Consider the following 14,373-nt stretch of genomic DNA (forward strand, 5'->3'; position numbering starts at 1 on the left):
GCGATGCAACTCAATGACATTCCCTTCGGCACCACCGACTGGTCGGCCCTCGAGCCCAGCGAGCATCGCGGCGAGCGCGGCGTGGCGCTGTGGCGCACCTGCCAGTTCGGTGCGCTGCGGGTGCGCATGGTGGACTATTCGCCGGGTTACCTGGCCGATCACTGGTGCGTCAAGGGCCATATCCTGCTGTGCCTGGAAGGCGAGCTGCATACCGAACTGGCGGATGGCCGTCGCTTCGTGCTCACGCCGGGCATGAGCTACCAGGTGGCGGACAATGCCGAACCCCATCGCTCCTTCACCGAAGTGGGCGCCCGGCTGTTCGTGGTGGACTGACATGCTCTATCGCCTGGCCGCCGATAGCGTGGTGGTGCTTCATCTGCTGTTCATCCTGTTTGTCCTGCTCGGCGGCCTGCTGGTGCTGAAGTGGCCGCGCCTGGCCTGGTTGCACCTGCCGGCGGTTGCCTGGGGCGCGGCGGTGGAGCTGTTCCATCTCTACTGCCCGCTGACGCCGTGGGAAGTCAGCCTGCGCCAGGCCGCCGGGCAGGCCGGCTACGAGGGCGGTTTCATCGAGCACTACCTGATCCCGCTGATCTACCCGAGCGGGCTGACCCCACAGCTGCAGCTGTGGCTGGGGGCAGTGGTAATTGCGATCAACGGGCTTGCCTATCTCATGCTGGCGATCCTCTGGCGTCGCTCCCGGGGCTGAGCCCGAGCCCGGTTTGCCCCGATCATTCAGCGGCCTGATGGAGCCTCGGGGCGCGCTGTTCCTTCGCTACACTTCTCGCAACCTCACCGCATTAGAAGGCACAGCACGATGCAAAACCGCATGATGATTACCGGCGCCGGTTCCGGTCTGGGTCGCGAGATCGCCCTGCGCTGGGCGCGCGAAGGCTGGCGCCTGGCGCTGTCGGACGTCAACGAGCCGGGCCTGGCGGAAACCCTGAAGCTGGTGCGCGAGGCCGGTGGCGATGGCTTCACCCTGCGCTGCGACGTACGCGACTACAGCCAGCTCACCGCGCTGGCCCAGGCCTGCGAAGAGAAGTTCGGCGGCATCGACGTGATCGTCAACAACGCCGGGGTGGCCGCAGGTGGCTTCTTCTCCGAGTTGTCCCTGGAAGACTGGGATTGGCAGATCGCGATCAACCTGATGGGCGTGGTCAAGGGCTGCAAGGCCTTCCTGCCGTTGCTCGAGCGCAGCAAGGGCAAGATCGTCAACATCGCCTCCATGGCCGCACTGATGCAGGGTCCGGCGATGAGCAACTACAACGTCGCCAAGGCCGGCGTGGTGGCTCTGTCGGAAAGCCTGCTGGCCGAACTCAAGCAGCTCGAAGTGAGCGTGCACGTGGTCTGTCCGTCGTTCTTCCAGACCAACCTGCTGGATTCCTTCCGCGGACCGACCCCGGCGATGAAGGCCCACGTCGGCAAGCTGCTGGAGGGCTCGCCGATCAGCGCCACGGATATCGCCGACTACATGTACCAGCGCATCGCCGAAGGCGAGTTCATGATCCTGCCCCATGAGCAAGGTCGTGCCGCCTGGGCGCTCAAGCAGCAGAACCCGCAGGCGCTCTACGACGAGATGGCCGCCATGGCCGAGCGCATGCGCGCCAAGGCGGCCAAGCAGGGCTGATGCCTGACGCGGCACGCGTCTGTCGTGCCAACGGAGCGGGCGGGCCCGGAGCGCAGTGGCCGACGGCATGACCCGCCGGCTCCACGTGGCTTGCCCGCCTGCCTGCCAGCGGTTAGGGTGGTCCGCCCGGCCTGCCGCCGCCGTCCCTCTGGAATATGTCTGTGAAAGCCGTATCCCGGCCGTTGGCCATGCTGGCCCTGGTGTTGGCGGCGATCAATCTGCGCCCCGGCATCACCTCCCTGGCACCGTTGATCGAACGCATCGCCAGCGAGCTGGGCCTGGGCCGTGGCCTGATTGCCCTGAATACCGCCCTGCCGGTGCTGTGCATGGGCCTGCTGGCGCCGTTGGCGCCGCGGCTGGCGCTGCGCTTCGGCCTGGAGCGCACCGTCGCGCTGTGCCTGGCGTTGATCGGCGCGGCGCTGCTGGCGCGCCTGGCAGGCCAGCACAGCGTGGTGCTGATCGGCAGCGCGGTGCTGCTCGGTGCGGGGATCGCGGTGGCCGGCCCGCTGTTGTCAGGGTTCATCAAGCGGCATTTTGTCGAACGCATGGGCAGCGTGGTCGGCTGGTACTCCTTTAGCATGGCCATGGGCGGTGCCGGCGGTGCGGTACTGACGCTGCCCGCCAGCCGTCTGCTGGGTGGGCATTGGACCGCAGGGCTGGCCATCTGGGCGCTACCGGCGCTACTGGCGCTGCCGCTCTGGCTGCGGTTGCCGAACCGGCGCGAAAGCGCCGAGGACGCGACCGCTGGCGCCTTGCCCTGGCGCGAGCCGCGGGCCTGGCTGATCAGCTTTTTCTTCGCCATCCAGGCCGGGCTGTTCTATGCCCTGGCCACCTGGGTGGTGGCGCGTTACCACGAGGCGGGCTTGAGTCTGCTGCACAGCAATGCGCTGTTCAGCACCTCGATGCTGGTGGGCCTGCCGAGTTCGTTCCTGCTGCCCTGGTTGGCGCAGCGCTTCCATAATCGCTACGGTCTGCTGCTGTTCTGCGGGCTCTGCGCAGCCCTGTGCCTGGGCATGATCACCTTCGCGCCGAGGGTGCTGCCGGAGCTGTGGGCGGTGCTGGTCGGCGTCGGCCTGGGCGGCTCGTTCGCGCTGTCGCTGGTGCTGCCGCTGTACGAGGCGAAGACGCCGCTGGCGGTGAGCCGCTGGACCGCGATGATGCTCTGCGCCGGCTACAGCATGGCGTGCCTGACGCCGATCCTGACCGGCCTCGGGCGCGATCTGGCGGGCAGCTACCAGGTGCCGTTCATGGTGCTCACCGGCCTGGCGCTGGTGATGTGTGCCCTGGCCTGGCGTTTGCGTTCGCACTGAACGTTGTGCGGCGGATCACCCCCGCCGGTCGTAGAGGTTTCCCCGACGGTGCCCCTGTGTTAGAAGGCAGCCTGAGTTTTATGGAGTGCCCGCGTGGAGTCCGAATCCATCGTTTATGGCTGTATCCGCGATTGGCCCTCCGGCGATCCGGCAGAGCGCCGGTTGCGGCGGGGCACCAACCGCCAGGTGCTGGCTGCGTTGCCCGCAGGCGACGCCTGGCCCTTTCTTGGCCGCGAGATGTTTTCCTTCTGCGAGCAGAGCAGCGGCGGCCTGTATCGCACCCAGGTGATCCACTTCGGTGCCAGCTATCGCGTGGTGGAATACGAGTGGGCGCTGTGGGTCAAGGAGTTCGAGACCCTGCTCAAGCGGTTGTACTGGGCCAGCGCGGTGGTGCACCTGGAAACCGAACTGAACGGCACTCATACCTTTCGCTGGGAGTCGGAGAGCGGCTTCCACAGCCCCGCCGAGCACGATCTGCGGGTGCGCTGCGCCTGGGAACGCGAGGGTGGGCTGCACGTTTAGCCAGCGTGCCGCTACTCCAGCCACTCCTTCGGCACGTCATGCCTGGCCAGCAACTGGCATTGCTGGCTGTCTGGATCGAAGACGATCATCGCCTCGCCTTTCCCCAACGCCCTGCGGGCCTGGGCGATCCGGGTTTCCAGTGGGGTGTCGTCGCCATTGTCGGTGCCTTCGCGGGTGACGAAGTCTTCCAGCAGGCGGGTCAGGGTGTCGGCTTCGAGCATCTCGGGCGGAATCAGCATGGGTAGTCTCTGCGAAACGGCGGGCGATGCTAGCGTGCTGGCAGGGTTCTGGCCATCGCCGCCGGTTATTCCTGTTCGGCGGCCTGGCTGAGCAGGTAGCGGTCGAGCGTCTGGTAGAGCAGCTTGCAATCGAGCGGCTTGCCGAGGAAGTCGTCCATGCCGGCGTCGATGCCGCCCTGGCGGTGTTCGTCGAGGATGTGCGCGGTCAGCGCGATGATCGGCACCGGCGTCAGGTTGTGCCTCTGTTCCAGGCGGCGGATCTGCCTGGTCGCCTCGAAGCCGTCCATTTCCGGCATTTCGCAATCCATCAGGATCAGTTGCACGGCCGCCGGGGCACGCTCGTACTCGGCCACCGCGGCCTTGCCATCGGCCACCAGGCGCACGGTGTAGCCGCGCTTCTTGAGAAAGCCCTGTACCACCAACTGGTTCACCTGATTGTCTTCGGCGACCAGGATGCAGGGGCTGGCACCGCCGTCGCTGCGCATGTCGCCGGCGGGTGTCGGCGCGGTGCGCGGTGCCTCCGCGTAGAGCGTCAGCAGGGCCTGCCGTAGCGGCGTGACCGCCAGCGGCTGGGCCAGACTGTGCAGGCGCAGGTCCTCGGTGCCGGTCAGTTGCTGGCACTGTTCCGGCGGGCACAGCAGCAGCACCCGCTGGCGTGGCTGCAGGCGCGGGCGCAGGCTGTCCAGCCAGTGTTCGGCGCTGCCCGGCCAGGGCGACATCAGCACCAGCAGCGGCGGCGAGGTGAACTCGTCGAGCACGTCGAGCAACCGTTCGGGGTTCTGGCAGCGCTCGGTGCGCATGCCCCAGCGGGCAAGCATGTGGCTGAGAGCGTCCAGGCCGAGGCCGTCGAGCGAGCAGAGCAGGGCACTGCGGCCAGAAAGCAGTTGCAGCAGTTCGTCCGGCTGGTCGCCGGCGGTCTGCAGGGATATGTCGAAGGCGAAGCGGGTGCCTTGCCCTGGCGTGCTCTGTACTTCGATGCGACCTCCCATCATTTCCACCAACTCCTTGCTGATCGCCAGGCCCAGGCCACTGCCGCCGTAGCGGCGGGTGGTGCTGGAATCGCCCTGGGCGAAAGATTCGAACAGTTGCGCCAGCGCTTCGTCGCGAATGCCGATGCCGCTGTCACTGACCGCAAAGACCAGATGAGGTTCGCCGAGCGAGTTGTTGCGCCGGCACACGTTGAGCGATACGTAGCCCTCGGCGGTGAATTTCAGCGCGTTGCTGAGCAGGTTCATCAATACCTGCTTGAGCCGTGTCGGGTCGCCCTGAATGCGCCGGGGCACACCGCCCTCCAGGCTGATATGCAGGCGCAGCCGCTTGGCCAGGGCCTGGGCGGTGAACAGGGTGAGGGTGTCGGAGACCAGTTCCTCCAGATCGAACTCGATGTGTTCCAGGCTGAGCTTGCCGGACTCGATGCGCGCGTAGTCGAGGATGTCGTTGATTACCGCCATCAGCGCGCCGCCGGAGCTGGAAATGGTGTCGACGTAGAAGCGCTGGCTGCGGTCGAGCGGGGTTTCCCGAAGCAGTTGCAGCATGCCCAGCACGCCGTTCAGCGGGGTGCGGATCTCGTGGCTCATCTTGGCCAGGAAGCGGCCCTTGGCCTTGTTCTCGATGTGCGCCTGCTCGGCCGCCTGGCGCGAGCGGTAGCCTTCTTCCTTGAGCTGGTTGATGCGGTTGGCCAGGCCCATGGCCAGGGTGATCAGCTCGAAGGTGACGCCGACCTTGATCACCGTCGCGCCGTAGATGCCGAGGAAGTCGATGCCCAGCGAACCGGAGGTGGCGATGATGAAGGAAACCAGCAGCACGCCCCAGGCGAAGATGTAGTAGGAGCCGTAGCGCAGGCCCTTGCGCCAGATGTAGACGCCGCAGACCAGCAGGGTCAGGGACACCGCCAGCACCGTCAGGCTGGCCAGCATGTTCCACGCCTGCAGGCCGATCAGCGGCACCGATACCAGGCAGCCGAGCGCCGCCAGCATCATCAGGCGCAGTCCCATGTCCAGGCGGGGGAAGTGTTGGCGGGTGTGCAGGAAGTGGCGGCTGAACTGGGTGGCGCTGAGGCAGTGCAGGTACATCAGGATGTAGATGCTGACCGACTGGAAGGCCACGTGTTCGGGCAGCAGCTTGAACAGCAGGCCGTCGAAGCAGGCGGCGAACAGACCGATGTTCAGCGTGTAGTTCAGGTACCAGAAGTAGGCGGCTTCGCGTAGCGAAATGAACAGGAACAGGTTGTAGCAGAACATGGCGAACAGCACGCCATAGAACGCGCCCTGGATGCCCATCAGGTTTTCCTGGGCCGCCGCGCTGGCATCGTAGGTGCTGAAGAACAGCGGCATGAACACCGTGCTGGTGGTTTCCACCCGCAGCAGCAGGGTGTTCTCGCCGGGCGCCAGGCGCAACGGGAACCAGAAGTTGCGCACCTGCACCGGGCGCTGGGAGAAGGCGAAGCTGTCACCGCTCTCCAGTTGCTGCACCTGGCCGTCCGGGCCGATCAGGCGGACCTGTACATGGTCGAGCAGCGGGTAGTTGGCTTCCAGGTAGCCGGCCAGTTCATGGTCGCGGGTGTTGTTCAGGCGGACCTTGAACCACCAGACCGAGTCGTTCTTGCCGAGGTTGATGTGGTCGCCGTGGATGGCTTGGAAGGCGTCGTCCGGACGCGCCTGGACCTGGTCGAAACCGAGGTTGCCGTCGGCGTCTTCGAGGTATGCGACGTAGCTGCCGAGGGACAGGCGCAGATTGTCCTGGTCCAGCGTCGCGGACGGCAGCGCCCAGGCCGATCCGCTCAGCCAGAACAGCAGGAACGTCAGACAAGTGCGCAGCATCCGGCAGTCTCGGTGGTGTTTGCGGCCAGCCGCTCACTGGTTCGCTATTGGGTCACTTTGCCCGGATGCGCGCGGCCCTTCAAGCGTCGTTTTCCCGTTGTCCCAGCAGGCTGTCCACGGTCGGCACGCGGGTCTCGCTTTCCAGTTGGGCGTCGTGCTCCAGCTGGTGGCTGAAGCGGTCGAGGGAAGTCTGGTCGGATTGCGCATCGCTGGCGAACACCGGCGGGCTGAGCAGGTAGGCGCCGAGCAGCCGGGTCAGGGCGCCGAGGCTGTCCAGGTGGGTACGCTCGTAGCCGTGGGTGGCGTCGCAGCCGAAGGCCAGCAGCGCCGTGCGGATGTCGTGGCCGGCGGTGATCGCCGACTGGGCGTCGCTGTGGTAATAGCGAAACAGGTCGCGGCGCACCGGGATGTCCTGTTCGCCGGCCAGGCGCAGCAGGTGGCGCGACAGGTGGTAGTCGTAGGGGCCACCGGAATCCTGCAGGGCCACGCTGACGGCGTGCTCGCTGGATTGCTGGCCGGGCGCTACCGGGGCGATGTCGATGCCGACGAACTCGCTGACGTCCCAATGCAGGGCGGCGGCCGCACCGGAGCCGGTCTCCTCGGTGATGGTGAACAGCGGATGGCAGTCGATCGGCAGCTCCTCGCCGCTTTCCACCACGGATTTGAGCGCGGTGAGCAGGGCGGCGACGCCGGCCTTGTCGTCCAGGTGGCGAGCGCTGATATGGCCGCTCTCGGTGAATTCCGGCAGCGGATCGAAGGCGACGAAATCGCCCACCGCCACGCCCAGTACTTCGCTGTCGGCGCGACTGGCGGTGAGCGCGTCGAGGCGCAGTTCGACGTGGTCCCAGCTGATCGGCAGCTTGTCCACCTCGGTGTTGAACGCATGCCCGGAGGCCATCAGCGGCAGCACGCTGCCGCGCAGCACGCCGGTGTCGGTGAACACGCTGACCCGGCTGCCCTCGGCGAAGCGGCTCGACCAGCAGCCCACCGGCGCCAGCGCGAGGCGCCCATTGGGGTGGATCTCGCGGACGATGGCGCCGATGGTGTCCAGGTGCGCCGAAATCGCCCGGTCGGGGCTGCTGCGCCGGCCCTTGAGGGCGGCGCGAATGGTGCCGCGGCGGGTCAGTTCGAAGGGAATGCCCAGTTCTTCCAGGCGCTCGGCGACATAGCGCACGATGGTGTCGGTGAAGCCGGTGGGGCTGGGAATGGCGAGCATCTCCAGCAGCACGCGTTGCAGGTAGTGGAAGTCGGGATCGGGCAGTCTGGCCATGGGAACTCCGGAAAAAGCGAGTGGCGAGTCTGGTGCGCAGCAAATGGAAGGGGCGGCCTGTGGGTCCGCTCGTTGGGCTTCGTTCCTCCACCCTACCGACTGGCCCTGCCTGGCCCAGTCGGTAGGCTCCGAGCCCAGCGAGGGAGCGCGACGCGCTCCTGTCTCAACTGGGCGTATGACTCAACGGAAACAGCAGATCGATGAAGCGCTCGGCGGTCGGATGCGGCTCGTGGTTGGCCAGGCCGGCGCGCTCGTTGGCCTCGATGAACACGTAGTCTGGCTGGTCGGCGGACGGCACCAGCAGGTCCAGGCCGACCACCGGAATGCCCAGGGCGCGGGCGGCGCGCACGGCGGCATCCGCCAGGGTCGGGTGCAGGATGGCAGTCACGTCTTCCAGGGTGCCGCCGGTGTGCAGGTTGGCGGTGCGGCGCACGGCCAGGCGGGTGCCGGCCGGTAGCACGCTGTCATAGTCGTAGCCGGCATCGCGCAGGGTACGCTGGGTTTCGCCGTCCAGCGGGATCTTGCTCTCGCCGCCGGTGGCGGCCTGGCGGCGGCGGCTCTGGGCTTCGATCAGCGCGCCGATGCAATGCCGACCGTCGCCGACCACTTCGGCGGGGCGGCGAATGGCGGCGGCAACCACTTCGTAGCCGATCACCAGGATGCGCAGGTCGTGGCCCTCGTGAAAGCTTTCCAGCAGCACACGGCTGTCGAAACGGCGGGCGTGCTCCACCGCGGCTTCCATCTGCTGGGCATCGCGCAGGTCGACCGCCACGCCCTGGCCTTGCTCGCCGTTCACTGGCTTGACCACCACGCGGCCATGCTTGGCGAGAAATTCGGCATTGTCCTGCTCGCTGCCGGCCAGTTGCTGGGCGGGCAGCGCGATGCCCGCGCGGCTCAGGCAACGATGGGTGAGCTGCTTGTCCTGGCAGAGCGTCATGCTCACGGCGCTGGTCAGGTCCGACAGCGATTCGCGGCAACGCACCCGCCGACCACCCTGGATCAGGGTGAACAGTCCGGCCTTGGCGTCGTCCACCTGCACCTCGATGCCACGCCGGTTGGCTTCGTCGACGATGATGCGGGCATAGGGATTGAGCTCGGCCTCCGGCCCCGGGCCGAGGAACAACGGCTGGTTGATGCCGTTCTTGCGCTTGATGGTGAAGGTCTGCAGGTCGCGAAAGCCGAGCTTGGCGTAGAGCCGCTTGGCCTGTTTGTTGTCGTGCAGCACCGACAGGTCGAGATAGGCCAGGCCGCGACCCATGTAGTGCTCGATCAGGTGCCGCACCAGCGCTTCGCCGACGCCGGGCCGCGTGCATTGCGGGTCGACCGCCAGGCACCAGAGGCTGGAGCCGTTCTCCGGGTCCTGGTAGGCCTTGCGATGGTTGACGCCCATCACGCTGCCGATGATCTGGCCACTTTCCTCGTCCTCGGCCAGCCAGTACACCGGCCCGCCCAGGTGGTGCGGCGTGCAGCGTTCCGGATCGACCGGCAGCATGCCGCGGGTCTGGTAGAGGCGATTGATGGCATCCCAGTCGGCAGGGCTCTGGGCCCGGCGCACCCCGAAGCCGCGAAAGGTTCGCCGGGCCTGGCGATAGTCGCTGAACCACAGGCGCATCGTGTCGGACGGGTCGAGGAACAGCTGTTGCGGGGCCTGGGCCAGTACCTGATGCGGCGCCGCCACGTAGAGCGCGATGTCGCGCTCGCCGGGGGCCTCGTCCAGAAGGTCGGCGGCCAGGCCGGCCGGGTCGGGGTAGGTGTGGCCGATCAGCAGCCGCCCCCAACCGCACTGCAGCACCACCGGGGCTCGCTGCTCCTCGCGTCCATCCTCGGCGAAGCGAGCCTGCAAGCGTTGATAGGAGGGAGGTTGCCCGCGTAGCAGGCGTTGGCCGTAGGCTTGGGATTTCTGCATGACTTAGAGTCCCTGTTCGCTCATCCAGAGGTTGAGTGCCGCCAGTTGCCACAGTTTGGAACCGCGCAGCGGCGTGAGCTGACCGTCGGGATCGCTGAGCAGGCGGTCCACTTCGGTCGGGTTGAACAGGCCGCGGTCCTGGCTCGGGTCCAGCAGCAGGTCGCGTACCCAGTCGAGCGTGGCGCCTTGCAGATGCTTGAGGCCCGGGACCGGGAAATAGCCTTTCGGCCGGTCGATCACTTCCGCGGGAATGACCAGGCGTGCCGCTTCCTTGAGCACCTGCTTGCCGCCATCCGGCAGCTTGAAGCGCGCCGGAATGCGCGCCGACAATTCCACCAGGCGGTGGTCGAGGAAGGGCACCCGCGCCTCCAGCCCCCAGGCCATGGTCATGTTGTCCACCCGCTTGACCGGGTCGTCCACCAGCATCACCGTGCTGTCCAGGCGCAGGGCTTTGTCCACCGCGGCAACCGCGCCGGGCCGGTCGAAGTGCTCGCGCACGAACTCGCCGGCGTAGTCCTCACCGAGCCATTGCGGCTGCACGGTGGCGGCGTATTCCTCGGGGCTGCGGTCGAAGAAGGCGGCGCGATAGGCGGCATAGGGATCGGCCGCGCCATCCACCAGCGGATACCAGTGGTAGCCGGCGAACAGCTCGTCGGCGCCCTGGCCGCTCTGCACCACCTTGCAGTGCTTGGCGACTTCCCGCGACAGCAGGTAGAAGGCGATGCAGTCGTGGCTGACCATCGGCTCGCTCATGGCGCGGAAGGCCGCCGGCAGTTGCTCGAGGATCTCGCGCTCGTCGATGCGCAACTGATGGTGGCGGGTGTTGTAGCGCCGGGCGACCAGGTCGGAGTACTGGAACTCGTCGCCGCGCTCGCCGCCGGCGTCCTGGAAGCCGATGGAGAAGGTGGACAGCTGTTCCACCCCGGCTTCCCGCAGCAGGCCGACCAGCAGGCTCGAATCCACCCCGCCGGACAGCAGCACGCCGACTTCCACGGCGGCGCGCTGGCGTATCGACACCGCCTCGCGCATGCCGTCGAGCACGCGGTCGCGCCAGTCGGTCAGCTCGAAGGTCACCTCATCGCGGCGGGGGCCGAATTCCAGTTGCCACCAGGTGTGCTGTTCGCAGCGACCCTCGGCGTCCAGGCGCAGCCAGGTGGCCGGCGGCAGTTTCTCGACGCCCGCCAGCAGGGTGCGAGGCGCCGGCACCACCGCATGGAAGTTCAGGTAATGGTTGAGTGCCACCGGGTCGAGGGTGGTATCGATCTCGCCGCCCTGCAGCAAGGCCGGCAGGCTGGAGGCGAAGCGCAGGCGCTGCCCGGTGCGCGACAGGTACAACGGCTTGATGCCCAGGCGGTCGCGGGCGAGAAACAGCCGCTGCGTGTCGCGCTCCCAGATGGCCAGGGCGAACATGCCGTTGAGCTTCGGCAGCATCGCCTCGCCCCAGGCGTGATAGGCCTTGAGCAGCACCTCGGTGTCGCCGCCGGAAAAGAAGCGGTAGCCGAGCGCTTCCAGCTCGCCGCGCAGTTCCGGATAGTTGTAGATGGCGCCGTTGAAGACCATGGAGAGACCGAGATCGCTGTCGATCATCGGTTGGCCGGAGGCTTCGCAAAGATCCATGATCTTCAGCCGCCGGTGGCCGAGGGCAATGGGGCCCTGGCTGTGAAAGCCGTGGGCGTCCGGCCCGCGGGGGGCGAGGTGATGGGTGATGCGTTCAACCGCTGCCAGGTTGGCCGGTTGCTTATCGAAACGTAATTCTCCAGCTATGCCGCACATAGATTCCTTACCGGTGTTGCCGTTGGGGATCCGCGCTCGACATCGGCATCGGTACTCTGCTCAGACAGGGCCAGTGGATGTCGAGTCGGCTTTTAAAGAAAGCAAATAAATGCTTTGATGTCAAAGTTTTGCTATGAATCGGTTCCCAATAAATGTCAGAAAAATTACTTTCTACTGAAATTAATCAACCGTCCGTGGATGGCTTCGAAATGCCATTGTTCCAGGCCCTGCGTCGATTGCAGCAGGCCGGGGAAGTCAATGCCAAGCGCCTGGCCCGCTATGGAGGTTTGACACCCATGCAGCTATTAATTCTCCGGGTGTTGGCCAGCGAATCACGATTGACCGCCAGCGCCCTGAGCGGGCGGGTCAGCCTCAGTGCGGCGACCCTGTCCGGAATGCTCGATCGCCTGGAGGAGCGCGGCCTGCTGCAGCGCCAGCGCGACCATGAGGACCGCCGCCGTCAGTGGCTGCTACTCAGTGACGCCGGCCGCGCATTGCTGGACGATGCACCGCCGTTGCTGCCGCCGGAGTTCCGCGCGCGCTTCGCCGCCTTGCCCGACTGGGAACGCCACGGCCTCACCGCAGCGCTACTACGTGCCGCTGAGCTGTGCGGGGAGGCGGAGTAGGGGCATGGGAGCACCGGCATAGGCCATTCGCGCAATTCACAGCCACGCCGAGCGGCGGGGTGCGTCCGCCCTACGCCTGATCCGCAACAAGAATTTTCCTATCCCCTCAGCCGTTGCGAATCAGCTTACGCAGCATGAAGCGGTTGGGGTGGCAGGCCTCGGCGACCGTGCGTGGCAGGGGCAGCGGTTCGTCGTCCAGCCAGGCGGCCAGCAGTTCGCCCGACAACGGCGCGCTGATCAGGCCGCGCGAGCCGTGGCCGCTGTTCACATAGAGGCCGTCGAGCCAGGGGCAGGGCTGCTCCGGTACCTGGCGTGCGTCCTTGCCGAGCACTGCGTAGGCCTCGGCGAAGGCATCCGCATCGGCCAAAGGCCCGACGATGGGCAAGTAATCCGGGCTGGTACAGCGAAAAGCGGCCCGGCCTTCCAGAGTGGCGGGGTCCAGGTCGTCAGCGTGCAGGCGCTTGGCCAGATCGGTGGAGATTTCCCGTAGCAGCTCCAGGTTGCCGGCATGCTCGGCGGCGCTCGGGGTCAGGTCATCGCTGTCGAAGTCGAAGCTGGCGCCCAGCGTATGTTCGCCGTCGCGTGGCGGGGCGACGTAGCCTTCGGCGCAGACCACGGTGCGCAATTCGGCACTGCCAACGGTGGCCGGCAGGCGGCTGATCTGCCCGCGGATGCGCTTGAGCGGCAGCTCGGCGGCGGGGGGGAAACGCTTGATTTCGGCCGCCCCGGCCAATATCGCCACCGGTGCCTGGGCCAGCAGCGCTTCGCCGGCCCAGGCTTGCCAAAGACCCTCGGCTCGGCGCAGTTCCAGCGCCTCGCTATGGGCCAGCAGATGGATATTCGGATTGCTGGCCAGCCACCGGCACAGTGCCGGCGGATGCACCCAGCCGGCCTCCGGATAGAACAGCCCGCCGGCCGTCAGGCCGACACCGGCAGCGGCTTCGGCCTGTTCGCGGTCGAGCGGCTGCAGCAGGTCGTCAGGGAACGCCTCGGCCAGCTTCGCCTGGCGCTCTGCCTCCTTGGCGTCGAAGGCCAGTTGCAGCACGCCGCACGCCTGCCATTCCCTGCCTTGCTGCAAGTGTTCCAGCAGCCGGCGGGTATGGCCGAAGCCGCTGACGATCAACCGGGACAACGCCGTGCCATGGGCCGAGAGCTTGAGATAGAGCACGCCCTGCGGATTGCCGGATGCCTCCTCGGCCACCTGCCCGTGACGCTCCAGCAGTGTCACCCGCCAGCCACGGGCCGCCAGGCTGGCGGCGCTGGCGCAACCGGCAAGGCCGGCGCCGATCACCAGCGCCTCGCGGCGCTCGGGTCGCCAGGCGGGGCGGGCGAACCAGGGCTTGGCCTCTTCGGACGACGCTCCCTCGTAGCGACCGCGCAGAATCTCGCGCTTGTGGCCGAAGCCCGGCACCTTCTGCATGGCAAAACCGGCCTCGATCAACCCCCGGCGCACGAAACCGGCGCAAGTGAAGGTACCCAGGGTGGCGCCAGGGGCGGACAGCCGGGCCATTTGGTTGAACAGCGCGGGCGTCCACATCTCCGGGTTCTTCGCCGGGGCGAAGCCATCGAGGAACCACGCGTCGATGCGCGCATCCAGCTCCGGCAGGCACTCCAGCACATCCCCCACCAGCAGCGTCAGCACCACCCGCCCGCCGGCGAACAGCAGCCGCTGAAACCCTGGATGGATGGCGTGGTACTGCGCCAGCAACGGCTCGGCGAACGGTGCCAGCTCCGGCCACAGCGCCAGCGCGCGGACCATATCGGCGCGCGTCAGCGGAAACCTCTCCACGCTGACGAAATGCAGCCGCGCGCCCGCCGGCGCCACCTGCTCGAACAACTGCCAGGCGCAGAGAAAATTCAGGCCCGTGCCGAACCCCGTCTCGCCGATCACCAATCGTCCTTCCGCCGGCAACTCGGCGAAGCGCCGCGCCAGCTCGTTCTGCGCCAGGAACACATGGCGCGTCTCCTCCATGCCCGAAGCTCGGGAGAAATACACATCGCCAAAGCTGCGCGACAGCGGCTGGCCTTGCTCGTCCCAGTCGAGCTGGGCGTGGGGGGAGTCGGTCATGGAAGGAATACCAGGGTACCAGGGTGGAGCGGGGTGGCGATTGTAGCGTGGTGCGCTGAACCTGCCTGCCGAATTGTCGATGGGATCGAGGGGCGAGATACAGCAGGCATGCGGGTTGCCGGGCATCGTCGATGCCATTGGCATGGAGGATCTGTTGACTCATGCCGGTGCGTCTGGCGGGTTTCGTTGCACGGTTGGCTGCAAGCCCGGTCA

General features: G+C 67.0%; 12 protein-coding genes. 6 read left to right on the forward strand and 6 right to left on the reverse strand.

What is annotated here, in order from left to right; all coding sequences use genetic code 11:
- Positions 1-3: 3 nt before the first annotated feature.
- The 5 genes from ACWKV7_RS14490 (at position 4) to ACWKV7_RS14510 (ending at position 3,459) form a co-directional block, all read left to right on the forward strand.
- Positions 4-333: a DHCW motif cupin fold protein gene (locus ACWKV7_RS14490; RefSeq protein ID WP_483858387.1), complete on the forward strand. Its 330-nt coding sequence runs from the start codon at positions 4-6 to the stop codon at positions 331-333.
- Between the two features lies 1 nt (position 334).
- A complete protein-coding gene (locus ACWKV7_RS14495; RefSeq protein ID WP_483858388.1) occupies positions 335-706 on the forward strand; it encodes a DUF2784 domain-containing protein in 372 nt (123 codons plus the stop codon).
- 108 nt (positions 707-814) lie between these two features.
- Complete coding sequence (locus tag ACWKV7_RS14500) at positions 815-1,627, forward strand: SDR family oxidoreductase (RefSeq protein ID WP_483858389.1); 813 nt, start codon at positions 815-817, stop codon at positions 1,625-1,627.
- A 161-nt stretch (positions 1,628-1,788) separates the two neighbouring features.
- Positions 1,789-2,937: an MFS transporter gene (locus tag ACWKV7_RS14505; protein WP_483858390.1), complete on the forward strand. Its 1,149-nt coding sequence runs from the start codon at positions 1,789-1,791 to the stop codon at positions 2,935-2,937.
- 93 nt (positions 2,938-3,030) lie between these two features.
- On the forward strand, positions 3,031-3,459 hold the full coding sequence (locus ACWKV7_RS14510) for a hypothetical protein (RefSeq protein ID WP_483858391.1): 429 nt from the start codon (positions 3,031-3,033) through the stop codon (positions 3,457-3,459).
- Positions 3,460-3,470: 11 nt separating this feature from the next.
- Here the strand turns inward: ACWKV7_RS14510 and ACWKV7_RS14515 are convergent, their stop codons facing one another.
- The 5 genes from ACWKV7_RS14515 to ACWKV7_RS14535 form a co-directional block, all read right to left on the reverse strand.
- Complete coding sequence (locus tag ACWKV7_RS14515; RefSeq protein WP_483858392.1) at positions 3,471-3,698, reverse strand: YheU family protein; 228 nt, start codon at positions 3,696-3,698, stop codon at positions 3,471-3,473.
- 65 nt (positions 3,699-3,763) lie between these two features.
- Positions 3,764-6,517: a hybrid sensor histidine kinase/response regulator gene (locus ACWKV7_RS14520; RefSeq protein WP_483858393.1), complete on the reverse strand. Its 2,754-nt coding sequence runs from the start codon at positions 6,515-6,517 to the stop codon at positions 3,764-3,766.
- 79 nt (positions 6,518-6,596) lie between these two features.
- Positions 6,597-7,787 (reverse strand): osmoprotectant NAGGN system M42 family peptidase, encoded by a 1,191-nt coding sequence (locus ACWKV7_RS14525; protein ID WP_483858394.1) that lies wholly within the window; start codon positions 7,785-7,787, stop codon positions 6,597-6,599.
- A 163-nt stretch (positions 7,788-7,950) separates the two neighbouring features.
- On the reverse strand, positions 7,951-9,693 hold the full coding sequence (gene ngg, locus ACWKV7_RS14530; protein ID WP_483858395.1) for an N-acetylglutaminylglutamine synthetase: 1,743 nt from the start codon (positions 9,691-9,693) through the stop codon (positions 7,951-7,953).
- 3 nt (positions 9,694-9,696) lie between these two features.
- Complete coding sequence (locus tag ACWKV7_RS14535) at positions 9,697-11,466, reverse strand: N-acetylglutaminylglutamine amidotransferase (protein ID WP_483858396.1); 1,770 nt, start codon at positions 11,464-11,466, stop codon at positions 9,697-9,699.
- 152 nt (positions 11,467-11,618) lie between these two features.
- Here ACWKV7_RS14535 and ACWKV7_RS14540 point away from each other — a divergent pair, with 152 nt between their 5' ends.
- Positions 11,619-12,092: a MarR family winged helix-turn-helix transcriptional regulator gene (locus ACWKV7_RS14540; protein ID WP_483858397.1), complete on the forward strand. Its 474-nt coding sequence runs from the start codon at positions 11,619-11,621 to the stop codon at positions 12,090-12,092.
- A gap of 106 nt (positions 12,093-12,198) precedes the next feature.
- Here the strand turns inward: ACWKV7_RS14540 and mnmC are convergent, their stop codons facing one another.
- Positions 12,199-14,160 (reverse strand): bifunctional tRNA (5-methylaminomethyl-2-thiouridine)(34)-methyltransferase MnmC2/FAD-dependent 5-carboxymethylaminomethyl-2-thiouridine(34) oxidoreductase MnmC1, encoded by a 1,962-nt coding sequence (gene mnmC / locus ACWKV7_RS14545; RefSeq protein WP_483858398.1) that lies wholly within the window; start codon positions 14,158-14,160, stop codon positions 12,199-12,201.
- Positions 14,161-14,373: the final 213 nt, after the last annotated feature.

The organism is Zestomonas ipomoeae (genome assembly GCF_057128665.1).